We start from the raw sequence: 24,185 nt of genomic DNA on the forward strand, positions 1-24,185 counted from the left end.
AGCTGTCCCCCGCTCAAGGAGTGAAATCATGCCCCGCGCCATAGTCTGCCTGCTCGATAGCGTTGGTATCGGCGGCGCGCCCGATGCCGAGAGCTATGGCGATGTGGGCTCCAACACTGTCGGCCATATCGCCGAATGGGCCGCAGCAGGCAAGGCTGACCGCGCCGGCTTGCGCGCCGGTGCCCTGCATGTGCCCAATCTGGATGCCCTGGGCCTGGGCGCCGCCATAAAGCTCTCCACCGGCCTATTGCCACCAGGCCTCTCGGACGCGCCGAAAGGCGGCCGCTTCGGCGTAGGGCGCGAGGTCAGCAAGGGCAAGGACACGCCATCAGGCCACTGGGAAATCGCCGGAGTGCCGGTGCCGTTCGAATGGGGCTATTTTCCCCAGACCGTGCCCTCCTTCCCGGCCGAGCTGGTCGAGGAATTCATCCGCCGCGCCGATCTCCCCGGCATTCTCGGTGACAAGCACGCTTCAGGCACCGACATCATCGCTGAGCTGGGCGAGGAGCATATTCGCACCGGCAAGCCCATCTGCTACACCTCGGTGGATTCGGTGTTCCAGATCGCCGCGCACGAGACCCATTTTGGGCTCGACCGGCTGTATGAGATCTGCAAGGTCGCCTTCGAGCTGACTGCGCCGCTGAATATCGGTCGCGTCATCGCCCGGCCTTTTGTCGGCGAAACGCCTGAGACCTTCAAGCGCACGGGAAATCGCCGCGACTTCGCCATTGCCCCGCCGGAGCCGACCCTGCTCGATCGCAATGCGGCAGCGGGCAATTCCGTCTTCGCCATCGGCAAGATTTCCGACATCTATGCTGGCTCCGGCGTCACCCACAAGATCAAGGGCACGGGCATTCCGCAGCTGTTCGACAAGACGCTGGAGGCCATGGAAATGGCCGGCGACCGCGCCTTTATCATGACCAATTTCGTCGATTTCGACAGCGAATACGGCCATCGCCGCGATGTTCCCGGCTACGCGGCGGCGCTGGAGCTCTTCGATTCTCGCCTGCCCGAACTCATCGCCAAAATGCGCCACGACGATCTTTTGGTGCTGACGGCCGACCATGGCAACGATCCGACCTGGCCGGGCACCGATCACACGCGCGAACAAGTGCCGATCCTGGTCTTTTCCCCAGCCCTCGCGCAGGGAGAGATTGGCATTCGCTCAACCTTCGCAGATATTGGCGAAAGCATTGCCGCCTGGCTGGGCCTGGCCCCCGGCCGCCACGGCAAGTCCTTCCTTTGAAAACTCCTGTGCCGAGGTGATCGAGATGAGCGAAATTGCGGGTAATGTCACGGTTCTCGATCATCCGCTGATCCAGCATAAGCTGACCATCATGCGCAACAAGGAGACCTCGATTGCGGGGTTCCGCCGCCTGTTGCGCGAGATTGCGCACCTGATGTGTTATGAGGTGACGCGCGACCTCAAGCTGGAGCTGATCGACATCGAAACTCCGATGGCGCCGATGAAGTCGCCGGCGATCAAGGGCAAGAAACTGGTCTTCGCCTCGATCTTGCGCGCCGGTAACGGCCTGCTTGATGGCATGCTCGATCTCGTTCCCGCCGCCCGTGTCGCCCATATCGGCATGTATCGCGACCACGAAACACTGGAGCCGGTGGAATATTACTTCAAGGCGCCGTCGAGCCTCGAGGATCGCCTGATCATCGTCGTCGACCCCATGCTGGCTACCGCCAATTCTGCCACTGTCGCGGTGGAAAAGCTCAAGCAGGTCGGGGCCACCGATATACGCTTCCTCTGCCTTCTGGCCGCTCCGGAAGGGGTGAAACACTTCACCGAAGTGCACCCTGATGTGCCTGTCTTCACTGCGGCCATCGATAGCCATCTCAACGAAAGCGGCTACATCATTCCTGGTCTCGGCGATGCCGGCGACCGCATGTACGGCACCAAGTAGCCGTCCAGTTGCAGGGAAAGCCCATGGCCAAGCTCGTCCACAGCATGATCCGTGTCCTCGACGAGGCGCGTTCGGTTCGCTTCTACGAAAGGGCCTTCGGCCTCACGGTCAAAGATCGCCTGGATTTCGAGACCTTCACCTTGATCTACATGGCCGGCGAAGAGGTTGGGTTCGAACTGGAGCTGACCATCAACAAGGGCCGCGCCGCCCCCTATGAGCTGGGCGACGGCTATGGCCATCTGGCCGTAGTGGTCGACGATGTTGATGCGGAACATGCCCGCTTCACCGCCGAAGGCCTGACCGCCGGCAAGCTGGTGGATTTCAAGAATGGCGAGGTGTCGGTGGCCAGATTTTTCTTCGCCACCGATCCAGATGGCTACAAGATCGAAGTGATCCAGAAGGGTGGCCGGTTCCGGTAAGTGCTGGTTGAAGCGCCCTCGGGTCAAACCCGAGGGTGACGATGTGTGGCAAAGGCCACAGGGCGCCCGAGCGGTCTTACTTCGCCTTGAGCGGCAGGCCCAGCGCGATGAGGTCGGCGCGAAGATGCACCGGGTCCTTGAAGTGGATGCCATGCATGCCGAACTTGCGGGCTGCCACGATATTGGGTTCGCTGTCGTCGATGAAGACGCAGCTCTCCGGCGCCATGCCATAACGCTCGCAGAAGACGCGATAGATGCGCGGATCGGGTTTCACCAGGCCTTCAAGGCCGGAGACGATGACGCCATCGAACTTTTCCAGGAACGGCCATTCGCCCAGCCGCGTCATCCACTTCTCCCAGGAGAAATTGGTGATGGCGAAGGTGGGGATGTCCTGCTCGATCAGTTCGTTATGGATGTCGATCGTGCCCTGGATGAACGGGCCGAATGTCTCGGTCCAGCGCTCATCGAACGCCTTGATTTCGCGCCAGTATTTGGGAAAGCGGGTAACGAGCTTGGCAACGCCTTCGGCATAAATCTCGCCGGCGTCGAATTCAAGGTTCCAGTCGCCGGTGCAAATGTTCTGGTGGAACCAGAGCGCCTCTTCCTCGGTCTCGAACAGCTTGCGGAACAGATAGAGCGGGTTCCAATCGACGAAGACGCCGCCAAGGTCGAAGACTGGGATGATGGTATCGTGCATGGTCTCTATCACGCCGGAGGAAGGATGATCGGCTTGTGCCATGCCAAGTCCCATGGAGCAAGCATGGCGCTCAGATACGGCGCAGGTGGTTGTCCCAAGCCGCGCCGCCCGACACCACTGCACGTTGATCGTCCGGCGTAGCGACGACGAGCTCGCCCCGCCCGCTCGACACCAGCAATTCTCCTGCAGAATAGGGAGCCACCCCGCAGCCATCGGGCAAATCCAGCGTGCCCATGCACCGTCCGGTGGCGCTGTCCCAGAACACCACTACGCCGCCATGCGGCGCCGAGGTCGCAACGATATCGCCTGCCGGGTCGATGGCGACGGAGCCCACATAATTGCGCATGGCGCGGTGGATAGTGCTGGGCGCGGTGAAAAGCTCAATGGCGCTGCCACGTCGATGCCGCCCGACTAGGGGCGGAGCCATAGCCGGGTCGCCTTCAAACTGGCAGCCGAACCAGACATCGCCGCGCGCATCCAGCACCATGTGACGAATGGAGAGCTGATGCAGCGCCTGCGGCAGGCTCGCTTCCTCGATCAGTTCGCCCGAGGCAATGTCGAGATAGACGATGGAGGGTGCCATCGTACCCAGATTGAGCTTGATGCGGTCATAATCGGGATGGGTCAGAATGCCGCCATTGGCGATGATGGCAGTCCGCCCGTCGGCGGCCATCAGGATTTCGTGCGGGCCGATGCCGCCGGTCGGCAGTTCCCCAATGCGGCGATAGCTGTCGCTGGCATCGTATAGTCCGGTGACGCCGCGTTCGCCCTCATAGTCGTTCTCGGTGGCCAAGAGCAATCGGCCGCCATCGGCATAAATGCCATGGCCGAAAAAGTGCCGGTCAGGGCTGGCGGCGATTGCCACCGGCGCAGTTTTGCCATCGACATCGAAGGCCATGGCGAAGCGGCCGGGCGCGCGCGCGAAGGCCACGGCGCGGCGCGCGGTGGGATCGAGCGCGAACGAATGCCCGCGCGCTTCGAGCGGCAGCACCAGCCGGTCACGCCCGCGCTCATCGATTACTGCGGCCTCGAAGCGCCCGTCTTGCCCGCGCGCGCCAAGAAATAGCGGTTCGTCTTCACCGGCTCTCAGACCGGGCGCGATCAGGCTTGCCCCGGCCAGTGCCAGGAAGGTGCGGCGATCAATCCCCGTCAAGCGCATTGAAGCCCATCGCCAGACCGAGAGATGCTGTCATGTCTTCGCCGATCGCTGTGCTGGAATAGCCCAGCTGCAGCGCCACGAAATCGAGCCGCTTGCGGCTCTCCACCTCGCCAAAGGCTGCCTCTGCCGGTTGGGTAATGCCATCCATGGCCCTGCTCGCCTGCTCGAGGTTGAACAGCACATTGCGCACCGGCGACACATTGGCGTCAGGCAGGCTCTCATTGAGGCTGGTGGCCTCGAGCAGGTCATGAAGGCCGGTGAGCTGCGCCCGCACCAGTGCGAAGGTCAGATCGCTGCGCCAGAGTGGCGCCCGCTTGCCGCGGGCGTCAGCAATCGTTTCGCCCAGCGCAGGCAGAAGTTCGGCAGAGCGGACGAAATCGACACCCGTCAGCAGCGCCTTGACCAGCTCTCCCATGACTTCGGTCTGGCTGCGGAAATATCCGTCCTCGCCAGGATCGCGGAAACTCCCGCCGATTGGCGCGTCCTCCGACCATCCGGCGGCGATAGCATGCGCCTGGCGGGACAGCATGACCGCAACGGCCCGAGCATAGGCACAGCGGTGCGCATCGCCCGTCGCCAGCGTCGCGGCATCGGTGCCATCGAGCAGATAGTCCAGCGCGAAAAGGTTTTGCAGCGCCACGGACTTGCCGGCCAGGGTTTCGGGATCGGTAACGCTCGGGTCCTGCTCCAAGAGGGCGGCCTGCACCTGTTTGAGTGTCACCCCGCGCGGGTCGGGCCAGAAGAACACGGTTTCGAAGCGGTTGTCCGACACCAGTGGCCCGAACCGCAACACCGACAGCCGCCCCCAGCTTTCGACCACCTCGCCAAATGCCGCTCGCGTGGTTGCCAGATGCTCCACCGACGGGACTGCGCAAAGCGCGTCGCTCGTCGTGACCAACGCCTCGGTTGCGGCGCTGAATCCCGTAACGGTCGACGCCACGAAGCGCTCCACGACACGTTCACCCAGATCGGCGGGTAGCAGCGTTTCGTCGGCCATGGCCGGCGGGGTGAGCAGGAATGCAATCAGCACCAGTGCCTTGCGCATTAGAGCGACTCCAGAAAACGGACCAATTGTGCTCGCTCGGCGGGCGACATGCCAATCACGGCGTCGCGCGCCGTTTGGGCTTCGCCGCCATGCCAAAGCACGGCCTCCAACAGGGTGCGGGCGCGGCCATCGTGCAGGAAGCTGGCTTGCGGATCGACCAACTGGCTGAGCCCGATGCCCCAAAGCGGCGGCGTGCGCCATTCACTGCCTGCGGCCAGACCCTCGGTGTGTGCGTCGGCCAGGTCGGGTCCCATGTCGTGCAGCAGAAAATCCGAATAGGGCCAGATCAGCTGGAATTGTTGCGCCGGATGGCCGGCGTCGCGCCGGGTGACATATTTGGGCGTATGGCAGCTCGTGCAGCCGCTGGCGTAAAACTGCGCCTTGCCGGCCAGCACATCGGGACTGTCGATATCGCGTCGCGCCGGAACGGCGAGGTTGCGCGAATAGAACGCCACAAGATCAAGCAGGTCGCCGGGCACTTCTTCGGCACCAAATTGGGGCTGCGCCCCATGCGGCAGCGCGCGACACGCCGTTTGTGCTGCGGTGCAGTCGCCATAGTGGTCGGGCAAAATCGGCGTGCTCAACCCCATGTCACCGGCAAAGGCGTGGGCCGTCTGCTGGATAATGCTGGGTTGAGCGGCCTTCCACCCGAAAAGGCCCAGCCGCCTCTCGCCATCGGCGCCCAAGCTCCAATTGGCTCGGCCAGAAATGCCGTCGCCATCAGCATCGTCGGGATCTGCCTTGGCCAGAATATCCTCGGGGGCGATGGCTTCGACCAGACCGAGCCCAATCATCGGTGGCGATACGCGGGCCGAGAACCGCAGCGTGTCGACAAAAGGCCCATAGCCGGGGTCGACCAATTCCAGTTTCGGCCGGCGCAATTCGATGCTCTCATCCCCGGCAAAGGCGAGGATCACAGGCTCGTATGTGAACCTTATGCGCGCCTCGGGCGGCAGGCCGGCAACGGCACCATCCTGGATCTGGCCGCCATAGATGGTGTCGGGCGCAGCCGTGAGGCGGCCCTCGGAAATCGCCTCGGCCTGTTCGGGGGTTGGCTCGACCGAAATGCGCACCAGAAGCGAGGTGGCGCTATCGTCGGGCCCCATCGGCGCATGTCCACGGCCGTCCTTGATGTGGCAGGACTGGCAAGCGCGGGCATTGAACAATGGCCCGAGCCCGTCGGAGGCCTGGGTGGAGGAAGGTGCCGAAACCCAATCCTTGCGGAAAATGCCATTGCCCAGGAGGAACTGCTGCTGCCCCTCGAAATCGAGATTGGCCGAGGGCAGGGAGAACGCATTGCTGTCCAGCCTGACATCGACAGTCGCGGCGCCCGCCTGCTTTGCCTCGAACGCTTCGGGCTTGTCAAAGGCCACGGTCGGCGCCGTTACGCGCGTCACCCGTGCCAGATCGGCGGCGTCGAGATCGGTGCGGTTTTGGTTGTCGAGCGCTGTGGCCGTGGCTGCGGCGAGCATCACGGAAAGCAGGGCGAACAGGCTGGGGCGCAGGCGCATCGGAAAACGTCCGACAGGGGTTTGCCCGGCAGGGGAGCCGCCGGGCCTCACGTTTGCTGGAAAATTTGCCTGCGACTACTGGAACACGGCGTTGGGATTGTCGAGGCTGTCCGAGCCCTCGATAGTCACATCAGCCAGGTTGAGATCGGCAATGACCCGCTCGAAACTGCGGGTCTGGGCGATAAGCCCGTCGATCACCGCCTGCACAGCCGCATTGCCCTCCACATTGCCTTCACCGATCATCTGATCATAGGCCTCGCCTGCCTCGGCACGCGCCACGAGCGCCTTGGCGGCGGCCACCGTGTCGCTGAGCTTTTGGCTGACCTCGTCGGCCAGTGCTGCATCGCGCTCCGTCATCAGGTCGGCCATGGATGGACCCTCTATCACCGAACCATCGATGCGCTGATAGCGTCCATTCCAGACATTCTGCATGCCCAGCACGTCATAATAGTGCGAGTTGTGCGTGTTGTCGGAGAAGCAATCATGTTCCTCCTCTGGGTCGTTGAGCAGGAGCCCCAGCTTCATCCGCTCCCCGGCCATCTCGCCATAGGACAGCGAGCCCAAGCCGGTCATGATCGCGGTGAGACCGGAGGTCGGGTCGCCATCGATGATGGCAAGGCGCGCTTCTCCGTCTTCGGCCCACTGGCCGGTCATGTCTTCAAGATCTGAGATCAGCAAATCGGCTGCGGCTTCGAGGTATTGGATGCGTCGGTCGCAATGCCCGCCGGTGCAATTGGCGGTATCGAAATCGCTGGCCGGGCGATTGCCGGCGCCCGGGCCGGTGCCGTTGAGATCCTGCCCCCAGAGCAGGAATTCGATGGCGTGGTAGCCGGTGGCGACATTGGCCTCGACACCGCCAATCTCATGCAATGCGCCCAGCACTTCAGGGGTGATGGTGGTGGCATCGACGCTCTGCCCATCGACCGAGATATCGGAATTGGCGATGACGTTGACGGTGTAGAAGGCATTCTCATCGGACTCGCTGCCATAGCGTGCGTCGACATAATCGATCAGCCCTTCGTCCAGCGGCCAGGCATTCACCTTACCCTCCCAGGCGTCGACCAACGGATTGCCGAAGCGGAAGGCTTCGGTCTGCTGATAGGGCACGCGGGCCGCGAGCCAGGCCGCGCGCGCAGCGGCAAGGGTGTCGTCGCTGGGCTTGGCCGCAAGCGCGTCGATGGACTCTCGCAACGCCCTGGCCGAGATCAGGCTGTCCTCGTAACCGGCATGCGCGATGTCGGCATAAGTCTCGAGAATTCCCGCCTCGTCTGCGGCATAGGCGCCCTGGCTCCCCATCAGGGTGAGAGCGAGAAGGGACGAAACAAGGTGAAAACGGCGCATCGCAAACTTCCTCCGGAGCGCCTGCCTCCTATGGCCGGACGCTCTTCTGCTGGCCTGTCTGGACAGGGAGACAACACGTCTCGCCTTCACCGATCGGCGACCGATCCGTTGACTAGCAAAACTTGAGGTTGAGTGTCAATTTTTACATCAGCCACCGCTGATGGTCGAGGCGACGCTGCCTGCGAACACCTTGATCATGGCGGGCGACAGGATGACGATGAACAGCACCGGCAGGAAGAAAATGATCAACGGTACCGTCAGCTTGGGCGGTAGGGCCGCTGCCTTCTTCTCGGCTTCCATCATGCGGGCTTCGCGACCTTCTTCGGCCATGACGCGCAGCGCCTGGCCCACGGATGTGCCGTAGCGGTCCGCCTGGATCAGCGCTGTCATCACCGCCCTGACGCCGTCGAGCCCGGTGCGGCGACCGAGATTTTCATAGGCGCGGGTGCGGTCTTCGAGAAAGGACAACTCGGCTGTGGTCAGCGTCAGTTCCTCGGCAAGTTCAACGCTTTGCGTCCCGATTTCCTTGGCTACCCGCTTGAAGGCGTGTTCCATCGACATGCCGGCTTCGACACAAAGCAGCAGCAAGTCGAGGCAATCCGGCCAGGAGCGCCGGATAGAGGCCTGCCGCTTCTGTGTGGAGTTCTTCAACATCAGGATCGGCAGGTATGATCCGATCAGGCCCGCACCAATGGCATAGACGATGTTGAGATAGACCGGCCGATCGCCGGACGAGACGAACAGCAGATAGAAGGCGACGGCGGCGAAGATGGCCAGCGGCGTGGCGAAGCGCTGGAACAGGAAACTCGTCAGGTGCCCCTGGCCACGAAAGCCGGCCGTGGCCAGCTTGTCGATGGTGGTGTCGTCCTGAAACGCCTTTTTGAGGTCGAACCGCTCGACCGCGTTCTTCATATAGCTCTTGGCCTCAGAGCCGCGGCGAATGGAACTGCGCGAATCCGAAACTGTGCCACCTCGCAGGCGCGCCATTTCCTCGGCGCGCATCTTGTCCCGTTCCAGTGCCACACGCTTGATGCGGCCCTTCACCTCTCGCTTGCCGATGAACGAGGTTCCGAAGGTGAAAACCACCGCACCCGCCGAAATGGCGGCCAGCATCGCGATCAGGAAATCGCGCTGGGTGATCATATCGATAATGCTCACGTGAACGTCTCCTGGGTCCCGTACACCGATCAGATCTCGAACTGGACCATGCGATACATGATGAAAATGCCAAGCGAGAGCATGATGCCTCCGATCCCCAGACAGAGCATGCCGATGGGGGTGGTGAACAACGGCTGCAGGTAGCCCGGCGAGAAGACGGAAACGAGGATGGCCACTACGATCGGCAGCGATCCAATGATACCGGCCGAAGCCTTGGCCTCGGACGACATCGCCTTGACCTTCTGCTTCATCTTCTTGCGATTGCGCAGCACATGCGCCAGATTTCCCAGTGCTTCGGACAGATTGCCACCGGCCTGTTGCTGCACCGAAATCACCACCACGAAGAAATTGACCTCCGGCAGCGGCACGCGGTCGAGCAGCACCTGCACCGCCTCGGTCATCGAGAAGCCGAAGCTCTGCTGGTCCAGCACGCGGCCGAATTCGGATTTTACCGGTTCCTTGGTGTCCTTGGCCACCACGCGCATGGAATCGTTGAGCGGCAGGCCGGTCTTGATGCCGCGCACGATCGCCTCGATGGCGTTGGGCAGTTCATCGAGAAACCGGTCCTGATAGCGCTTGCGCTTATGTTTCACATAGAGCCGCGGCAGCAGATAGGCGCCGGCAACAGCGAAAATGGCGGCGAAATAATAGGGTATCTGCACAACCAGCAGGATCAAGAACAGGCCGCCGCCGAAGATTATGCTGTTGCGGATGAACGTTGCAGGCGTGATGGTCATTCCGGCCTGGAACAGCAGGTCGGTTAGCGTCAGCCGCTTCTTGGTATTGAGTTCGTCGGACTGCGCCTTGAGCGCCAATTGCACGGTCTTGCGGCGCTGGTCGCGGGTGCGGTCGGCGTTCTGGCCGCGGCGGGCGGCACTGATATCGCCCTGATAGAGCTTGCGCCGTGTATCGGCACGGCTATTTCCGAGGGCCGATGGCACCAGGGCAAAGCCCAGGGCGCCGATGAAGACTGCGAACAGCAGGGCCAGCAGGAGAGTTTGCATGCTCAACGCCCCAAAAGCTCGTGCTGTTCGGTATTGGCTTTCTCCAGCGCCTCGACCAGATTGGCCTCTTCGTTGAAATAGCGGGCGCGCTCGGTAAATTGCGGCTTGGTGATACCGGTTGAGCGGTGCTTGCCCAGCAGCATTCCACCTGCATCCTCGCCCATGATGTCGTAGACGAACACGTCCTGGGTCACGATCACATCGCCTTCCATGCCCAGCACTTCGGTGATGTGGGTAATGCGGCGGGAGCCGTCGCGCAGGCGCGCCGCCTGTACGATGACGTCGATGGACGACACGACCATTTCGCGGATCGTGCGGCTGGGCAGGGCATAGCCGCCCATGGTGATCATCGATTCCAGACGCGACAGCGCCTCGCGCGGTGAGTTGGCGTGCAGCGTGCCCATCGATCCGTCATGGCCGGTATTCATGGCCTGGAGAAGGTCGAAGGCCTCCGGGCCGCGCACTTCGCCGACAATGATGCGTTCGGGCCGCATACGCAGACAGTTCTTGATAAGATCGCGCATGGTGATCTCGCCCTCGCCCTCAAGGTTCGGCGGGCGGGTTTCGAGGCGCACCACATGCGGCTGCTGCAACTGAAGTTCGGCGGAGTCTTCGCAAGTGATGACCCGCTCGTCCTTCTCGATGAAGGCTGTGAGGCAATTGAGCAGCGTCGTCTTGCCCGAGCCGGTGCCGCCCGAAATCAGCACATTGGCCCGTACGCGGCCAAGGATGCGCAGCACTTCCGCGCCTTCAGGCGAGATGGAATTGTATTTGACCAGCTGGCCCAGGGTCAGCTTGTCTTTTTTGAACTTACGGATGGTGAGTGCGGCGCCGTCGATGGCGAGCGGCGGCGCGATGACGTTGACGCGGGAGCCGTCAGGCAGGCGGGCGTCACAGATGGGCGAACCTTCATCGACGCGACGGCCGACCTGGCTCACGATGCGCTGGCACACATTCATCAAATGGGCGTCGTCGCGGAAGCGCACATTGGTGAGGCGCACCTTGCCGGCCACTTCGATATAGCACTTCTGCGACCCGTTCACCATGATGTCGGCGATGTCGTCGCGCGCCAGCAGCGGCTCCAGCGGGCCATAGCCCAGCACGTCGTTACAGATATCCTCGAGCAAGTCCTCCTGCTCGGAGATCGACATGACGATGGACTTGAGCGCGATGATCTCGGCGACGATGTCGCGGATTTCCTCCCGCGCCGCCTGGCTTTCCATCGTGGCCAGCTGGCTGAGGTCGATGGAATCGATCAGCGCGTTGAAAATGGCCGACTTGGTCTGGAAATAGTTCTGGTCACGTGCGGCGTCCACCGGTGCGCGGACGTCGAGCACCTCGTCGGTGGTGCGGCCACGCGCACCGATGCCATCGGTGTCGCTCGCCCTGCGGATAGGGGCAGAAGTGGCGGCAGCGGTCGTCGAAGGCGGAGGGCTGGCGATGGGCCTGGGGACTTCTCCGACCCCAGGGGTATTGCCCCCGAATGTTGTGCGCTTGCCAAACATGGTTCCGTCCTTGGTCCGTCAGTGCCGGTGGCGTCTCAGGCCCGCTTCTTGAACAAAGCGGGCAGGGTGGTCAGCAGGCTTGTCGCTTTGCTGGCGCTGTGTGAGGCCTGCCGCCCGGTGACATGCATGCCGATGGCGCGGTAGATCTCGTTGGCCTTGTTGTTTGCCGAGACCTCGGCGATCATCTGGCCATTATTGGCGGCAGTGCCGAACAAGGCTGCATCGAAGCCGATCTGGCCGATCAGCGCGCATTCCACCGAGCTGGCAAACTCGCTCGGATTGATCTCGGGCCGGCGGGGCACGCCATGCTTGTTGATCACCAGACTCACGGCTTTTTCGGTGGGACGCAGCGCCTTGATGGTGTCGGCGAGGTTTTTGGCATTGCGCAGATTGGCCAGGTCGGGTTCGGCCACGATCACCACCTCATCGATGGCGGCGAGCGTGTGCCGCGTCCAGCCACTCCACACATGTGGGATGTCCAGCAGAATCACGGGCACCGATTTCTGGCAGATCTCGATGATCTGCTCGAAGGAGCGCTCTTCGAAATCCCAGGATCGATCAAGCGTTGCGGGCGCGGTCAGCAGGTTGATGTGGTTGGCCGCCTTGCTCATCAGGCGGTCCAGCATGGTCTGGTCCACCTTCTGGTTGGCCAGCAGTGCATCGGCCAGTCCGTGCGGCGGGTCCTGATTGAAGTTGAGGCCGGCCGTGCCGAAAGGCAGGTCCATGTCGAGGATCAAGCAGTCCTGGCGCAATGTCGTTGCAATGGACCAGGCTACATTGTGCGTGATTGTGGAGCCGCCGGCACCACCCTTGGCCGAGATGAAGCCGATGGTCCGCCCGATGGGGGCAGCGCCTTCGGCCGCATAGAGCTCGGTGATGGCCGTGACGATCAGCTGCGGCGAGGCCGGCAGCACGATATATTCGGAAATGCCCGAGCGGATCAGCTCGCGATAGAGCGTCACGTCGTTGAAGTGGCCGAGGACGATCACTCTGGTCGAGGCGTCGCAGACCTCGGCGAGGCTTTGCAGCGCCTGCGGAATGGCTTCGGGCGGCAGCGAGGTTTCGACGATGATCAGATTGGGGGTGGGGTTGGACTTGTAAGTCTCCACCGCCCCTTCAATCCCGCCATTATGGGTGGTGAGCGCCACCTTGGACATGCGCCGGTCATGCAGCGCGCTTTCCACCATCTGGGCGGTCTGGGAATGCTCGCAGAATGCCTGGATGGTGATGCGCGGCACCAGCCGGGCGCCGGCGGCGATCTCGGCTGCCGGCTCTTCTGCCTTGGGGGTGACGGATGGGGTGAGGAAACTCATTGGTCTGAACTCCTGGCGTGGTGCGGGTCAGGGCTTAGTCGAGCACGAAGCCGACTGAACCGTTGAAGCCGCCACGCATCTCGCCGCCGCCGACGACGCCATAGCGCCGCTCGAGAGCACCAAGAAAAATGCCTTCCGCATCCGTGGCGGGCACGCTGAAATCGGTCGGAACGGCGACGGTGTTGGCAGGGGTAGGCGAGACGAAATAGGGGGTTACCAGAATAACCAGCTCGGTCTCGAAATTCTGGTACTGGCGCGAGCGGAACAGGGCGCCCAGTATCGGGATATTGCCCAGCACCGGCATCTGGCTGATATCGCCGGTGGTGCGTCGATCCAGCAGGCCGCCAATGGCCAGGGTCTGGCCGACGCCCAGCTCTACCGAGGTGACGGCTTGGCGCTTGTTGATCGAGCCATCGGTTTGCGGCTCGGAGACCGCGGTATTGACCTCGAGCCCGATCGTGCCATTGGAACGCACCTGAGGGGTGAACTTGAGTTCCACGCCATAGGGCTTCCACGTCGTCTGCCGGACATTGTCGACGACAGTGTTGTAGGGCAATTCACCGCCGGCCAGGAAATCAGCAGACTTTCCGGACATAGCCGTCAACGTCGGCTGCGCCAGCACGTGCACGGCGCCCCGCGTCTCGAGCGCCTTGATGGCGGCGTTGATCTGCACATTGCCGATAGGGAAGCCGCCGGTGGCATTGTCGCCGCCCCAGCCGGAGCCAGTGGCCTGCGTGCTGTTGAAGCCCAGGCTCACATTGCCGATCGTGGCGCTGCCCGAAAGGTTGATGCCTAGCTGCTTGGCCACGTCGCGGCGGATTTCCGAGACGGTGACTTGCAGCATCACCTGCTGCGGCCCTGACACATCGATAATGCTGGCGACGTTCTCTGCAGAGCCTGCGAACTGCACCGCCACCGCTACGGCGCGGTCCTTGTCCTCGGTGGAGAGCACAGAACCGGTCAGTACGACACGATTGGTCGATCCCCCCAAGGTGACGGACTCCACCTTGATGTGCGATCCGGGAATGACCCGGGCCAAGGCTGCTTCGAGTGCGCTGCCGACCTGGGAGGGTTCTTCCATCACCCGCACGTCCAGCACCTGGATGGTGCGGCCGGCATCGTCGATGAACAGGATATTGGTGTCGCCACCGCGCACGCCCTGGATGATGGCACGCGTCCTGGTCCGCATGATCGCAGCCGCAAGGTCGGGCTGCGACACGATCACTTCGGCCACCCCTGCGGGCAGGTCGACGATCATGGATTTGTTGAGCTGCACCTCCACCTTGCGGGTCGCGCCATAAGCGCCAGCCGCGATGGCGATCTGCGCTTCCTGTGCCACAAGCGGCAGGCCCGGCGCTGCAGTGGCCAGCATTGCGCCCACCAGCGTGGCACCAAGGGTGCGGCGGAAAAAGGATTTCGGCATGGTCATGGACTTGCGCATCTGCATCTCCGCCCCCTACTGCGGGAGGACCTGGGGCGCCTCGGGCGCCATCTGAATCTCGGGATCCGACGACACGTAGTCGCTATCGGACGAATAGTCGGCCGCAAACTGCTGCTGGTCGGGCATGGTGCCGCCAGCTCCGGCGCCGGCCATCACTGACTGTTCCTTGCCGAAGCGGATCAGGCGCACGGCCTGGTTGGCCGTTGTGGGGCGCCCCATATCAGGGCGGTTGAAGTCGGTTACCGCGCGCAGCGTCAGGCTGAGTTGGCCACGCATCGAGGCGTTGATCAAGGTTTCGGCCTGGGCCGGATCGAGCTCGAGAGTGGCAATGGTGTTCTTGTCGAAGGTTACCGGCACCGGGGCGCCATTCTCCGATTGCTCGCTCCCGCCGCTGGCGCCCATTTCGCCCAGGCGCTTGCCGATAGCGAGAACGCGCACATTGGACAGGATGACTTCGGAGCGCTGCCCCATATTGGTCGAGGTGGTCAGCACCACGTCCACATGGTCGTTCGGTACCACGAAGCCGCCGGCGCTGGACACGGCCGTCACGCCCACCGAGACGCCGCGCATGCCAGACGAAAGGACGGCCGAGAGATAGCCCTGGTCGGCATTGACCAGCTTGGCGGCACGGATCGGCTCGCCTGGGAAAAATTCGAAGCGCACCACCGAACCGGTCAGCTCAGATGGCGCTTCGGGCATGGCGGCAATGGTGACATATTCGGGACGCAGCGCGCCTTCCGGCCAGTCCTGCCATTCGACCGAATTCGTGGTGAGACGCTCACCAATGCCGATTGGCCCCTTGGCCACCAGCACCTGGGTCCTGGCTTCGGGAACGACCTGGGTAACGACCTGCTGTGGTGCCGGTGCGCGATTGCCGCGTGTGACGAGGAAAGCGGCAAGGCCGCCAGCCACGAGGGCAATTACCAACAGGATAATACGCGCCGGCTTCATGACCACACTCCGGTTGTCCGCGGGCCATGCAGCCCCAGTTCCACCAGATCGACTATGGAGTGAAAGGGTCAAAGTTTAGTTAATCGCTCCTTTTCAGGATAGGTTAATGAACTGTGAATGCTTGCGTTTTGCGAATGAAGACGCCCGCTGTTCGTCGTTTTACTGATGAGGTGACGCCAAAATGCAAAAGGGTCGTGCATGGCACGACCCTTGAAAGCCCGCTGAAAGGGCTGCGAAGATCAGGCAGTGAGGTGGAGGAAGATGGCCGAATGCGAATAGGTCATCAGCCCGGCGACCGCCATGGCGATACCATAGGGAATGCCCTGCTTGCTGTCATGCAGCCGCTCGAGCCAGCGATAGCGCGCCAGAAACGGGGTGAGTGGCACGCGGCGCAAAACCAGGATCAGCAGCGTCAGGACGCCGCCGAACAGGGCTGTGTAGACGAGATAGGGCAGGGCCAGCCCAAAGCCGAGCCAGAGGGTGGTCGCCGCCGCGAGCTTGGCGTCACCGCCGCCGATCCAGCCCAGAGCAAACAGCCCGAACGCCACAGCCAGCACCGCCAGCGCACACAGCACATGCATGGCAAATTGCTGCAGCGGCAGGTTGATGGCTATAGCAACGACGAAGAAGCTGGCGACCAGCAACAGCACCAGTTTGTTGGAGATCCGCATGGTCAGAAGATCGGAAGACGCAGCGAAAGCCATCAGCAGCGGAAAGATCAGCAATGCGATCGTGGACATGGTGGTGGTCTCGAAAACCTTGGGCTTCTACCAACCTGCCAAAGCACGATTAATAAAGCCCAAAAATAAAAAGGGAGGCCGTGTGGCCTCCCCTCGAAAATGTTTGGCTACTGCCGGATAAATTACGGCGAAGGTGCGGGTGTAGTGCCATTCATGTTGTTTACGCTGTCACCCAGCACATCAGAAATGCCGTTGAACAGGCTGCCGAGATTACCACCCAGCGCCTGTGCGGCGACGATGATACCAACGGAGATAAGTGCGGCGATCAGGCCGTACTCGATTGCGGTCGCGCCCGACTCGTCCTGCGCGAAACGTGCGAAAATGTTCATTCCCAGGCTCCTTTTTACACGTTCTCGGGTGACGGCTATGTCGGACACGTCACACAACGAACATGAGCAAACCCTAGCCCTGACCTATTGAAAGAGCGTTAATCGGCGCACCGATCCGGTCGCGATGGAGCTCCCCATTATTCATAGTCGACAATGGGTTAATGAGAAGAGTTGCCTTTTATCAATTGCTATCCGCAACATTTGCGGCTTTAGTTTGTCCATATATAGTATAGGGCGCTTCCACTGTGCTGGCGCCTTCGGTGCGATACTCATATGGACCTGTGCCTGCCGGTTTGGCGGTGCCGAGGACTTGGATTGCTCGTTTTCGAAGTATTTACCATTCTGGCAGATCGTAGGGGCCTGCGTATCAGTTGCCGGAATGTCGCCATGTCTCGATTTATAGCCGCCCTTATCGGTCTTGCCATGGCCGGCTCGCTGTCACCGGCACCGGCCATTGCCCAGGATGGCGCCCCCATCAATGTGAACGTCAATATGGCGCGCGTGCTGCGCATCAGCGCGCCGGCGGCAACTGTTATCGTCGGCAACCCTGGAATTGCCGACGTCACCATTCAGGATCCACTGACGCTGATCCTGACCGGCAAGAGTTACGGCCAGACCAATCTCATCATCCTCGACAGCGCTGGCCAGCCGATTGCCGACACCCTGGTTGAAGTCGCGCAGATGCAGGCGGGAGTGACGACCGTTTACCAGGGGCAGCGCCGCACCAGTATCGCCTGCGCGCCGGTTTGCCAGCCCTTGGTGATGATGGGTGACGACAATGGCTTTTCCAGCACTGCGCTGGCCTCCTCGCAGCTCGTGCAATCGACAGCCAACTGACCCGGACCTTCGGGCATGACTTAACCGGCTGGCAACTGTCTCTGCCGAAACTGCCCCAATTCGGCGCGTTCTAACCAATGATTAGCTCTGCCCACCTAGGTTTGTGGCAGATGAGGCGCGTGGGGCATGGCGACAGGGTTGATAAACAAATCCGCAAGATCGGGCAGGGCCTGGCGTCGCCGCTTCATGCGCAATGAGGATGGCGCGACGGCAATCGAATTCGCGCTACTCTCCTTTCCGTTCTTTCTGATTGTCGCCGGAATCCTGCAGACTTCGGTGATTTTTCTGGCCAGCCAGGTGCTGGAAAGCGCCGTCAATGACGCTGCGCGCAACATCCGTACCGGCCAGTTCAACGCGGCGACGACGATTGACACCTTCCGCGCGTCCATCTGCGATCGGCTTTACAATCTCTATGCCGATTGCTCGGGCCTGCATGTGCAGGTGACCGAAGTGCTGAACTTTCAGTCTGCTACAGTCGTGCCGCCTGTCGACCCGACCTGCACGGAGAACTGCGACTGGCTGGTACCCCAGGTGTGGCAGCCCGGCGGCTCCCGCAGCATTGTCCTGGTGCAGGTGCATTATCGCTATCCGGTCTATCTGCAGGCTGGCGCGCTTGGCATGTCCAACCTTGGCGATGGCCGGCGCCTGATCGGGACCGCGACCGTGTTCCAGAACGAGCCGTTCTGATGCGTCCGTTTGTCAAGACGCTCGCCATGTTCACCCGCTTCCTGCGTGCCAGAAAAGCCTCTGCTGCCGTCGAATTTGCCCTGATCCTGCCGGTCATGCTGCTGGTCTATATCGGCACCATGGAGGCGAGTGCGCTGATCTCAATGGATCGCAAGGTGCAATCCGTCGCTTCATCGATGGGAGACCTTGTCTCACGTACCAATACCAGTCTGACTCGCGCCCAGATGCGCGATTTCTTCAGCGCCGCCAGCGGCATCATGACCCCCTATGACGCCAGCAAGGTGCGTCAGGTCGTAACAGCCATCTCCGTCTCCAGCTCCGGCGAAGCCAAGGTCGCTTGGTCGCGCGAATATGTGGGAGGGGCAAGCGACTATACCGTTGGCACTCAATATCCGCGCGACAGCGCCTATCCGCTGCCGCAAGCGATGATCGATATTGCCAAGGGGCATATGGTGATTGCTGCGGAGGCGACCTATTCCTACACTCCGCTCTACGGGATCGTCTTCGACCAGCCGGTCAATCTCTACCGATCCGGTTTTTACCTGCCCCGTTTCGGTGGCATAATTACTGTGCCGTAATCGGCGAGACTAGATCTCTTCGTCGCCGTCTGCCTGTGGCTCATCATCGCGTGCGGGAATGGCGTAGCTGCCGCTGAGCCAGCGGTTGAGGTCGACGTCGGCGCAGCGTTTTGAGCAGAATGGCTTGAATTTCTCCACTGCGGACTTGCCGCAAATGGGACATTTCTTGGCGGCAGGGGTGTTCATCACACGCCTGAATGGCTCGATTGGTTGAGCCAGTTGAAATGGACGGGATAGCCTTCACCGGCCAGAAGCTGGGTGACTTCGTTGAGCGGCAGGCCGACGACACCGGTGTAAGATCCTGACATCTTTACAACAAATGCCCCGGCAATGCCCTGGATGGCGTAGCCACCGGCCTTGTCGCGCCATTCGGCGCTGGCCAGATAGGCCTCCATCTCGCGATTGGAGAGGCGCTTGAAACGGATGCGGGTCTCGACCAAGCGCTGCCGCTTCGCGCCCGAAGGGGTAATGAGTGTGACCCCAGTATAAACGCGATGTGAACGGCCAGAGAGCAGGCGCAGGCAATCGGTCGCCTCCTCCATTGTCTCGGCCTTGGGCAGGATGCGCCGACCCACGGCCACCACCGTGTCCGCACCAAGAACCAGCGCATTGGAGCCGAAGCCGGCAATGCGCGCCTTGTGCTGGGCGGTGAGGGCTTTGAGGTCGGCGAGGCGCTGCGCCAATTTGCGGGGCAGCTCGCCCTTTTCCGGCGTCTCGTCCACATGGGCCGGCACCAGATGCTCCGGCTCCACGCCCACCTGGTTCAGCAGGGCCAGCCGGCGCGGCGAGGCGGATGCCAGGATCAGGTCGGGACGGCTGGACATGCGCTCAGATCACTTGAAGCGATAGGTGATGCGACCCTTGGTGAGGTCGTAAGGGGTCATTTCGCACAGCACCTTGTCGCCGGCGAGAACGCGGATGCGGTTCTTGCGCATGCGACCGGCAGTGTGGGCGATAATCTCGTGATCGTTTTCCAGCTTGACCCGAAAGGTCGCGTTGGGAAGCAATTCGGTGACCACGCCCGGAAATTCGAGCACTTCTTCCTTGGCCATACTTTCTCCTGGGAAGGCCCCGAGCCGCGCAGAAAAGGCGGGCAGGGCCGTAAATTTGGGCGGAACCTACTGCAAATCAACCGGTTTGTGAACCACCGGAAACCAAGGGTTCCAAACGCTCGCGCACACGCCGTCTCAAACCGTCCCGAAGCTCGCGATAAGCGTTGAGAACCAGCTCGCGACTGCCCTCGACAAGGGACGGATCTTCGACCTTCCAATGCTCGATGGCGCCGGCCTCGAGCCCCTTGCGTTCGACGGCCTCGGGGGCGTCGTCGGAAAGGGTGATGACGAGATCGAAATGGTTGGCAACCAGCTCGTCGAGGATATGGGGCGTGTGGATCGACATATCAATGCCAATCTCTTCCATCACCTCATGCACGAAACCATCGGCCTTGCCGCCATTTACGCCCACCGAGCGGGCAATGACGCGGCCCGGGAAAGCCTGGCGCGCCAGCGCTGCGGCAATGGGGGAGCGCACCGAGTTCATCGAGCAAACGAACAGCACAGTGGGCAGTTCGCTGGTCGCCTCGTCGATGCGGCTGGCATAGGGCTGCACCGCGCAGATGAGCGTGAACAGACGCCGCGCCGTGTTGAGATCGATGATCAGCTTGTTGGTCAGTCGCGTGCGCAACAGCTCGGCGGCCTCGTTATGCATGCCCCGCCGGGCCATATCGACGGTCTCGATCTGAAACGGCTGGGCCGAGCGGATGGCCTCGTAATAGGCGTCGCGAATGCGGAAATAGTCGCGAATCAAGCGTCGGAACGGGGTGAGCGAGAGATAGTGCGCGGCGATCGGCTTGAAGGTTTCAGGATCACGCACGTCGAGCACAATGAAATTGCCGACAATGGAGACGTGAAGGGCGAACGGACCTTCCGCCGCGACGCGAGCCGGGCGGAAGCTGTTGTCCTCGAGCAGGTCATAAATGGCGATCCGCCATTCATGCACCTCGTCGGGATTGATCGAGGTGATGGTATTGGGGTCGAGCGTGACGGTGACGAGCCTGTCCTTGTCGGTCACCTTCTGCTCTGTACCCATGGATACGCTCACCGATTGAGACGAATGGAAATGGAGCGGCCATGGCCGTCGAGCGCTTCCACCTCGGCTATGGTCACCGCAGCATCGGCAAGCGCCGCCAGCGAAGACGGCGTACAGCCCAGGATCGAGGTGCGCTTGACGAAGTCGAGTACGCCCAGCCCCGAGGCGAAGCGCGCCGACCGTGCGGTCGGCAACACATGGTTGGAGCCGCCGACATAGTCGCCAATGGCCTCGGGCGTATGATGGCCCAGAAAGATCGCGCCCGCATGGCGTATGGCAGGCACCAGCGATTGCGGATCGTCCACCGCCAGTTCCACATGCTCAGAGGCAATGCGATTGGCCAATTCGGTCGCGATGTCGAGCGAGTCAACGGTGATGATGGCACCGAACTCTTCCCAACCTTCCCGGGCAATCGACTGTTTTGGCAACAGACTCAATTGGCGGTCGACTTCGGCCGCCACGGCATCGGCTAGGCCCGGGTCCGTCGTGACGAGGATCGACTGCGCACCGCCGCCATGTTCGGCCTGGGCAATAAGGTCGGCCGCGACCCATGCCGGGTTGGCCGAGCCATCGGCAATGACGAGAACTTCGGAGGGGCCGGCAATCATGTCGATGCCCACCTGCCCGAACACCTGCCGCTTGGCGGCGGCGACATAGGCATTGCCCGGGCCCACCACCTTGTCGACGCGTGGAATGGTCGCGGTGCCGTAAGCAAGGGCGGCCACCGCCTGCGCGCCGCCGATGCGGTAAATCTCGGTAACGCCGGCAATCTCGGCTGCCGCGAGGATGGCGGGCGAATAATGGCCGTTCGGGGTGGGGACCACCATGGCAATGCGCTTGACCCCCGCCACATGGGCAGGCACCGCATTCATCAGCACGGATGAAGGATAGGAGGCCAGGCCACCGGGCACATAGATGCCGACGGCGTCGACCGCAGTCCAGCGCGAGCCCAGCGTCACCCCGATATCGTCGGTGTAGACGTGGTCGACCGGCTTCTGCTTTTCGTGATGCGCCTTGATGCGGTCATGGGCGGTCTGCAGTGCCGCCCGCACCTCCGGCGTCACCCTTGCGGAGGCCGCTGCAATTTCCTCGGGCGTGAAGCGCAGGGTTTGGGCCGATACATCCGCCTTGTCGAAGCGGTTGGTCAGTTCCACCACCGCTTCGTCGCCGCGCTTGCGCACATCGGCGATGATGCCGGCCACCACATCGCCGACTTCCTGGCTGGCCTCGCGTTTGCCGGCAAGAAGGTCAGAAAAGCGCTGTTCGAAATCGGTGTCGGCGCTGTCGAGGCGAAGAGGCATAAGCGGACTTTCGTCAGTCGAGAGAGTGGGCGGGCTTGGCCGAAGCGGCCCAGGCTGCGCCCAGATCGGCAAGGCGCGCTTCGATATAGTCGACCCCGAGCCGTACCGTGCCGCCGCCGGAAAAGCTGAGCTCGATGGTGCCGGCTGGCGCATCACTGGGCGTGAAATGGATGGCGAGCAGCTCGAGCACGCCTTCGGGCGCCGCCGGATCGAACCCAGCATAGGCGACGTGGTTGACGGCGTTGAAATGCATGCCCGCACGCTTGCGAACGCCTTTGCCGCGGGGTTGTCCGGCGCTCCAGTCGAAGCGGTTCATCAACAGCGCGAAGCGTCTATCGCCCTTGGCATAGCCCATGTCGGATACGCGGATCACCGCATCCTGAACATGGGCGGAGACGACTTCGAGATCTTCCGAATCGAGCGCGAGAAGTTTCAGGTCGGTCATGCGCGGTAATGGCCTTTGTCAGGGTGAAGTCACCCTATCTGGTCACGTTATTGCCGATCTACAAGTTTGCGCCAAGGGGAGCAATGCGCATGGCAAGGACTTGGCATCATTCCGAGGGACAAAATGCACCTGGATTTAACGGCACCTGTGCCATGCAGAGGCCGAAAGCCGAGGAGGGCAGGGCAATGGTCTTTGGTGGGACGGTTTCGCGGCGGCAGTTTCTGGCCACCGGTTCGGCGGCTCTGGGGGCTTTGGCCCTGCCGCCTGCGCTGGCCGAACAAGCGACTCCGCTTGCCGCCGCCACGGGACCGGACCGCTGGCAGGTGCTGGCGCGCATTCTGGGCGATGGCCTGACCCGGCCGACCGATAGCGACTATGACGGCGCCGCCATGCCGAACAATCTGCGCTTCGCCGAGGTGCGACCCGCCGGCATCGCCTATTGCCGCACGCCGGAAATGGTCGCCGACACCGTAAAATGGTGCCGCGACTACGACATGCCCTTCGCCATCCGTGGCGGCGGCCACTCCTATTCGGGTTTTTCCACCTCGCACGATCTCATCATCGACATGCGCGACATGGACACCATCACCGCCGACGCGGCGACGGGCCGGGTGACCATCGGAGCGGGCGTCATCAATGGCAATCTCTATGAAGCGCTCGACGCTAATGGCCGGATGATCACCCATGGTCGTTGCCCCACTGTCGGCGCCGGTGGCTTTTTGCTGGGCGGCGGCATCGGCTTCAACATGCGGCGGCTGGGCATGGGGTGCGACGCCGTGCTCAGCGCCGAGATCGTCACCGCCGATGGCGAAATCCGCCAGCTTTCGGATGAACAGGACCCTGATCTGTTCTGGGCCATTCGCGGCGGCGCCGGCGGCAATTTCGGCGTCAGCACCGCCTTTACGCTCAACACCCATCCCGCCGACGCCGCGATGACGGTGTTCCGCATCGTCTGGCGCCGCAATGTGCTCGGCATTGCCACGGCCCTGTTTGAAGTCGCCGACACGGCGCCGCATGGTCTGGGTACCCGTATTTCGCTGGGCGGTGTTACGCCGACGACAGGCGCGCGCGGACGCCAGGTGCCGCTCACCCTGCTCGGGCAATATGCCGGCAGCAAGGATGAATTTCTGGCCCTGATCGCTCCGGTGCTGGCAGTTGGCGCGCCCGATTTCAGCGATATTCAGGAGCGTTCCTATTGGGATGGCCAGGCGTTCCTGGCCGATGCAGGCGAGCCGGCCTGGTTCCGGGAGCGCTCGGCCTTTCTCGGCACTGCGCCCAGCCGCGATTTTCTCGCCGCCGGCATCGACGCCATGGCCAGCTGGCCCGGCACCGGCGCCGCGGCCAATCTCGTTTTCTTTCAGACCGGTGGCCGGATCAACGAGATCGCAGCCGACGCCACCGCCTTCGTGCATCGCGACAGTCACTGGCTCAACGTGGTCAATCTCAGCTGGAGCGAGGATGATCTCTCGCGTCCCCACGTGGTGCGCCACGCCATGGATTGGCAGGACGCGCTTTATGGCGAGGTCAATGGCGGGGGTGGGGTCGGCGCCTTTCAGAATTTTCCGGACGCTTCGCTGGTCGATTGGCGCCAGCGCTATTATGGCGCCAATCTTCCCCGCCTCGAGGCAGTCAAGGCAAAGTACGATCCGACCAATCTGTTCCGCTACGGCCAGTCGATCTGATCGCGATGAAAAACGCCCCGCACCGTTTCCGGTGCAGGGCC

Annotated in this window: 26 protein-coding genes and 1 pseudogene; 7 read left to right on the forward strand and 20 right to left on the reverse strand. The window is 62.3% G+C overall.

Annotated features, from left to right (window positions below; genetic code table 11):
* The first annotated feature begins 28 nt into the window (after positions 1 to 28).
* The 3 genes from BGO80_RS13665 to BGO80_RS13675 are packed head-to-tail and all read left to right on the forward strand — an operon-like array spanning position 29 to position 2,332.
* Complete coding sequence (locus BGO80_RS13665; protein WP_286721912.1) at positions 29 to 1,246, forward strand: phosphopentomutase; 1,218 nt, start codon at positions 29 to 31, stop codon at positions 1,244 to 1,246.
* A 25-nt stretch (positions 1,247 to 1,271) separates the two neighbouring features.
* Entirely contained in the window at positions 1,272 to 1,913 is a 642-nt protein-coding gene (gene upp / locus BGO80_RS13670; RefSeq protein ID WP_126149168.1) for a uracil phosphoribosyltransferase, read from the forward strand.
* 23 nt (positions 1,914 to 1,936) lie between these two features.
* Complete coding sequence (locus BGO80_RS13675) at positions 1,937 to 2,332, forward strand: VOC family protein (RefSeq protein WP_286721913.1); 396 nt, start codon at positions 1,937 to 1,939, stop codon at positions 2,330 to 2,332.
* Positions 2,333 to 2,408: 76 nt separating this feature from the next.
* Here the strand turns inward: BGO80_RS13675 and BGO80_RS13680 are convergent, their stop codons facing one another.
* The 13 genes from BGO80_RS13680 to BGO80_RS13740 all read right to left on the reverse strand — a co-directional run bounded on the left by BGO80_RS13680 (position 2,409) and on the right by BGO80_RS13740 (position 16,526).
* Entirely contained in the window at positions 2,409 to 3,071 is a 663-nt protein-coding gene (locus BGO80_RS13680; protein ID WP_164550220.1) for an HAD family hydrolase, read from the reverse strand.
* 28 nt (positions 3,072 to 3,099) lie between these two features.
* Positions 3,100 to 4,188, reverse strand: coding sequence for a DUF1513 domain-containing protein (locus BGO80_RS13685; protein WP_286721914.1), 1,089 nt, complete (start codon positions 4,186 to 4,188; stop codon positions 3,100 to 3,102).
* A complete protein-coding gene (locus BGO80_RS13690) occupies positions 4,169 to 5,233 on the reverse strand; it encodes an imelysin family protein (protein ID WP_286721915.1) in 1,065 nt (354 codons plus the stop codon). The genes BGO80_RS13685 and BGO80_RS13690 overlap by 20 nt, the downstream gene beginning before the upstream one ends.
* The gene (locus BGO80_RS13695; RefSeq protein WP_286721916.1) at positions 5,233 to 6,744 is read right to left on the reverse strand and encodes a di-heme oxidoreductase family protein; all 1,512 of its coding nucleotides are present in this window, start codon (positions 6,742 to 6,744) and stop codon (positions 5,233 to 5,235) included. The genes BGO80_RS13690 and BGO80_RS13695 overlap by 1 nt, the downstream gene beginning before the upstream one ends.
* 75 nt (positions 6,745 to 6,819) lie before the next feature.
* Positions 6,820 to 8,085 (reverse strand): imelysin family protein, encoded by a 1,266-nt coding sequence (locus BGO80_RS13700; protein ID WP_126149174.1) that lies wholly within the window; start codon positions 8,083 to 8,085, stop codon positions 6,820 to 6,822.
* A gap of 147 nt (positions 8,086 to 8,232) precedes the next feature.
* Positions 8,233 to 9,243 carry a type II secretion system F family protein gene (locus BGO80_RS13705; RefSeq protein ID WP_126149175.1) on the reverse strand — a complete coding sequence of 337 codons (1,011 nt, stop codon included), beginning with the start codon at positions 9,241 to 9,243 and terminating at the stop codon, positions 8,233 to 8,235.
* 29 nt (positions 9,244 to 9,272) lie between these two features.
* Positions 9,273 to 10,247 carry a type II secretion system F family protein gene (locus BGO80_RS13710; protein ID WP_126149176.1) on the reverse strand — a complete coding sequence of 325 codons (975 nt, stop codon included), beginning with the start codon at positions 10,245 to 10,247 and terminating at the stop codon, positions 9,273 to 9,275.
* Positions 10,248 to 10,249: 2 nt separating this feature from the next.
* Positions 10,250 to 11,752 (reverse strand): TadA family conjugal transfer-associated ATPase, encoded by a 1,503-nt coding sequence (locus BGO80_RS13715; RefSeq protein WP_286721917.1) that lies wholly within the window; start codon positions 11,750 to 11,752, stop codon positions 10,250 to 10,252.
* 35 nt (positions 11,753 to 11,787) lie between these two features.
* Entirely contained in the window at positions 11,788 to 13,065 is a 1,278-nt protein-coding gene (locus tag BGO80_RS13720; RefSeq protein WP_286721918.1) for a CpaE/TadZ family protein, read from the reverse strand.
* 34 nt (positions 13,066 to 13,099) lie between these two features.
* Positions 13,100 to 14,506, reverse strand: a complete 1,407-nt coding sequence (locus BGO80_RS13725) for a type II and III secretion system protein family protein (protein WP_286721919.1) — start codon at positions 14,504 to 14,506, stop codon at positions 13,100 to 13,102.
* A 15-nt stretch (positions 14,507 to 14,521) separates the two neighbouring features.
* Positions 14,522 to 15,457, reverse strand: coding sequence for a Flp pilus assembly protein CpaB (gene cpaB / locus BGO80_RS13730; protein ID WP_286721920.1), 936 nt, complete (start codon positions 15,455 to 15,457; stop codon positions 14,522 to 14,524).
* Positions 15,458 to 15,696: 239 nt separating this feature from the next.
* A complete protein-coding gene (locus BGO80_RS13735) occupies positions 15,697 to 16,197 on the reverse strand; it encodes an A24 family peptidase (protein WP_126149181.1) in 501 nt (166 codons plus the stop codon).
* A gap of 122 nt (positions 16,198 to 16,319) precedes the next feature.
* Positions 16,320 to 16,526, reverse strand: coding sequence for a Flp family type IVb pilin (locus BGO80_RS13740; protein ID WP_286721921.1), 207 nt, complete (start codon positions 16,524 to 16,526; stop codon positions 16,320 to 16,322).
* A gap of 387 nt (positions 16,527 to 16,913) precedes the next feature.
* Here BGO80_RS13740 and BGO80_RS13745 point away from each other — a divergent pair, with 387 nt between their 5' ends.
* The 3 genes from BGO80_RS13745 (at position 16,914) to BGO80_RS13755 (ending at position 18,628) form a co-directional block, all read left to right on the forward strand.
* Entirely contained in the window at positions 16,914 to 17,363 is a 450-nt protein-coding gene (locus BGO80_RS13745) for a pilus assembly protein N-terminal domain-containing protein (protein ID WP_286721922.1), read from the forward strand.
* A gap of 186 nt (positions 17,364 to 17,549) precedes the next feature.
* Complete coding sequence (locus BGO80_RS13750; RefSeq protein WP_286721923.1) at positions 17,550 to 18,050, forward strand: TadE/TadG family type IV pilus assembly protein; 501 nt, start codon at positions 17,550 to 17,552, stop codon at positions 18,048 to 18,050.
* A complete protein-coding gene (locus tag BGO80_RS13755) occupies positions 18,050 to 18,628 on the forward strand; it encodes a TadE/TadG family type IV pilus assembly protein (protein WP_286721924.1) in 579 nt (192 codons plus the stop codon). Before BGO80_RS13750 ends, BGO80_RS13755 begins: the two co-directional genes overlap by 1 nt.
* A 9-nt stretch (positions 18,629 to 18,637) precedes the next feature.
* Here BGO80_RS13755 and yacG read toward each other — a convergent pair whose 3' ends face one another.
* From yacG to BGO80_RS13790, 7 genes and pseudogenes are all read right to left on the reverse strand, one after another.
* Positions 18,638 to 18,814 (reverse strand): DNA gyrase inhibitor YacG, encoded by a 177-nt coding sequence (yacG, locus tag BGO80_RS13760; RefSeq protein ID WP_126149186.1) that lies wholly within the window; start codon positions 18,812 to 18,814, stop codon positions 18,638 to 18,640.
* On the reverse strand, positions 18,814 to 19,452 hold the full coding sequence (locus BGO80_RS13765; protein WP_126149187.1) for a Maf-like protein: 639 nt from the start codon (positions 19,450 to 19,452) through the stop codon (positions 18,814 to 18,816). Before BGO80_RS13765 ends, yacG begins: the two co-directional genes overlap by 1 nt.
* A 9-nt stretch (positions 19,453 to 19,461) precedes the next feature.
* On the reverse strand, positions 19,462 to 19,680 hold the full coding sequence (infA, locus tag BGO80_RS13770) for a translation initiation factor IF-1 (protein WP_046103343.1): 219 nt from the start codon (positions 19,678 to 19,680) through the stop codon (positions 19,462 to 19,464).
* 76 nt (positions 19,681 to 19,756) lie between these two features.
* Entirely contained in the window at positions 19,757 to 20,236 is a 480-nt protein-coding gene (locus BGO80_RS13775) for an arsenate reductase/protein-tyrosine-phosphatase family protein (RefSeq protein WP_223214087.1), read from the reverse strand.
* Between the two features lie 6 nt (positions 20,237 to 20,242).
* Positions 20,243 to 20,716, reverse strand: a pseudogene (locus BGO80_RS13780) (UPF0262 family protein); the annotation flags it as partial.
* Positions 20,717 to 20,724: 8 nt separating this feature from the next.
* Positions 20,725 to 22,017, reverse strand: a complete 1,293-nt coding sequence (gene hisD, locus BGO80_RS13785) for a histidinol dehydrogenase (protein WP_286721925.1) — start codon at positions 22,015 to 22,017, stop codon at positions 20,725 to 20,727.
* Positions 22,018 to 22,030: 13 nt separating this feature from the next.
* Positions 22,031 to 22,462: a DUF2948 family protein gene (locus BGO80_RS13790; RefSeq protein WP_286721926.1), complete on the reverse strand. Its 432-nt coding sequence runs from the start codon at positions 22,460 to 22,462 to the stop codon at positions 22,031 to 22,033.
* A gap of 185 nt (positions 22,463 to 22,647) precedes the next feature.
* On the opposite strand from BGO80_RS13790, the gene BGO80_RS13795 reads away from it, so the two are divergent.
* Positions 22,648 to 24,144: an FAD-binding oxidoreductase gene (locus BGO80_RS13795; protein WP_126149191.1), complete on the forward strand. Its 1,497-nt coding sequence runs from the start codon at positions 22,648 to 22,650 to the stop codon at positions 24,142 to 24,144.
* Positions 24,145 to 24,185: the final 41 nt, after the last annotated feature.

Source organism: Devosia sp. 63-57, from assembly GCF_001899045.1.
Taxonomy (GTDB): domain Bacteria; phylum Pseudomonadota; class Alphaproteobacteria; order Rhizobiales; family Devosiaceae; genus Devosia; species Devosia equisanguinis.

Coding starts and splice junctions, on each gene's coding strand:
- BGO80_RS13675 (WP_286721913.1), top strand. CDS start 1,937: ATGGCCAAGCTCGTCCACAGCATGATCCGTGTCCTCGACGAGGCGCGT.
- yacG (WP_126149186.1), bottom strand. CDS start 18,814: ATGAACACCCCTGCCGCCAAGAAATGTCCCATTTGCGGCAAGTCCGCA.
- infA (WP_046103343.1), bottom strand. CDS start 19,680: ATGGCCAAGGAAGAAGTGCTCGAATTTCCGGGCGTGGTCACCGAATTG.
- BGO80_RS13750 (WP_286721923.1), top strand. CDS start 17,550: ATGCGCAATGAGGATGGCGCGACGGCAATCGAATTCGCGCTACTCTCC.
- BGO80_RS13790 (WP_286721926.1), bottom strand. CDS start 22,462: ATGACCGACCTGAAACTTCTCGCGCTCGATTCGGAAGATCTCGAAGTC.
- BGO80_RS13795 (WP_126149191.1), top strand. CDS start 22,648: ATGGTCTTTGGTGGGACGGTTTCGCGGCGGCAGTTTCTGGCCACCGGT.
- BGO80_RS13685 (WP_286721914.1), bottom strand. CDS start 4,188: ATGCGCTTGACGGGGATTGATCGCCGCACCTTCCTGGCACTGGCCGGG.
- BGO80_RS13740 (WP_286721921.1), bottom strand. CDS start 16,526: ATGAACATTTTCGCACGTTTCGCGCAGGACGAGTCGGGCGCGACCGCA.
- upp (WP_126149168.1), top strand. CDS start 1,272: ATGAGCGAAATTGCGGGTAATGTCACGGTTCTCGATCATCCGCTGATC.
- BGO80_RS13690 (WP_286721915.1), bottom strand. CDS start 5,233: ATGCGCAAGGCACTGGTGCTGATTGCATTCCTGCTCACCCCGCCGGCC.
- BGO80_RS13755 (WP_286721924.1), top strand. CDS start 18,050: ATGCGTCCGTTTGTCAAGACGCTCGCCATGTTCACCCGCTTCCTGCGT.
- BGO80_RS13725 (WP_286721919.1), bottom strand. CDS start 14,506: ATGCGCAAGTCCATGACCATGCCGAAATCCTTTTTCCGCCGCACCCTT.
- BGO80_RS13700 (WP_126149174.1), bottom strand. CDS start 8,085: ATGCGCCGTTTTCACCTTGTTTCGTCCCTTCTCGCTCTCACCCTGATG.
- cpaB (WP_286721920.1), bottom strand. CDS start 15,457: ATGAAGCCGGCGCGTATTATCCTGTTGGTAATTGCCCTCGTGGCTGGC.
- BGO80_RS13720 (WP_286721918.1), bottom strand. CDS start 13,065: ATGAGTTTCCTCACCCCATCCGTCACCCCCAAGGCAGAAGAGCCGGCA.
- BGO80_RS13665 (WP_286721912.1), top strand. CDS start 29: ATGCCCCGCGCCATAGTCTGCCTGCTCGATAGCGTTGGTATCGGCGGC.
- BGO80_RS13715 (WP_286721917.1), bottom strand. CDS start 11,752: ATGTTTGGCAAGCGCACAACATTCGGGGGCAATACCCCTGGGGTCGGA.
- BGO80_RS13745 (WP_286721922.1), top strand. CDS start 16,914: ATGTCTCGATTTATAGCCGCCCTTATCGGTCTTGCCATGGCCGGCTCG.
- BGO80_RS13680 (WP_164550220.1), bottom strand. CDS start 3,071: ATGGCACAAGCCGATCATCCTTCCTCCGGCGTGATAGAGACCATGCAC.
- BGO80_RS13765 (WP_126149187.1), bottom strand. CDS start 19,452: ATGTCCAGCCGTCCCGACCTGATCCTGGCATCCGCCTCGCCGCGCCGG.
- hisD (WP_286721925.1), bottom strand. CDS start 22,017: ATGCCTCTTCGCCTCGACAGCGCCGACACCGATTTCGAACAGCGCTTT.
- BGO80_RS13735 (WP_126149181.1), bottom strand. CDS start 16,197: ATGTCCACGATCGCATTGCTGATCTTTCCGCTGCTGATGGCTTTCGCT.
- BGO80_RS13710 (WP_126149176.1), bottom strand. CDS start 10,247: ATGCAAACTCTCCTGCTGGCCCTGCTGTTCGCAGTCTTCATCGGCGCC.
- BGO80_RS13695 (WP_286721916.1), bottom strand. CDS start 6,744: ATGCGCCTGCGCCCCAGCCTGTTCGCCCTGCTTTCCGTGATGCTCGCC.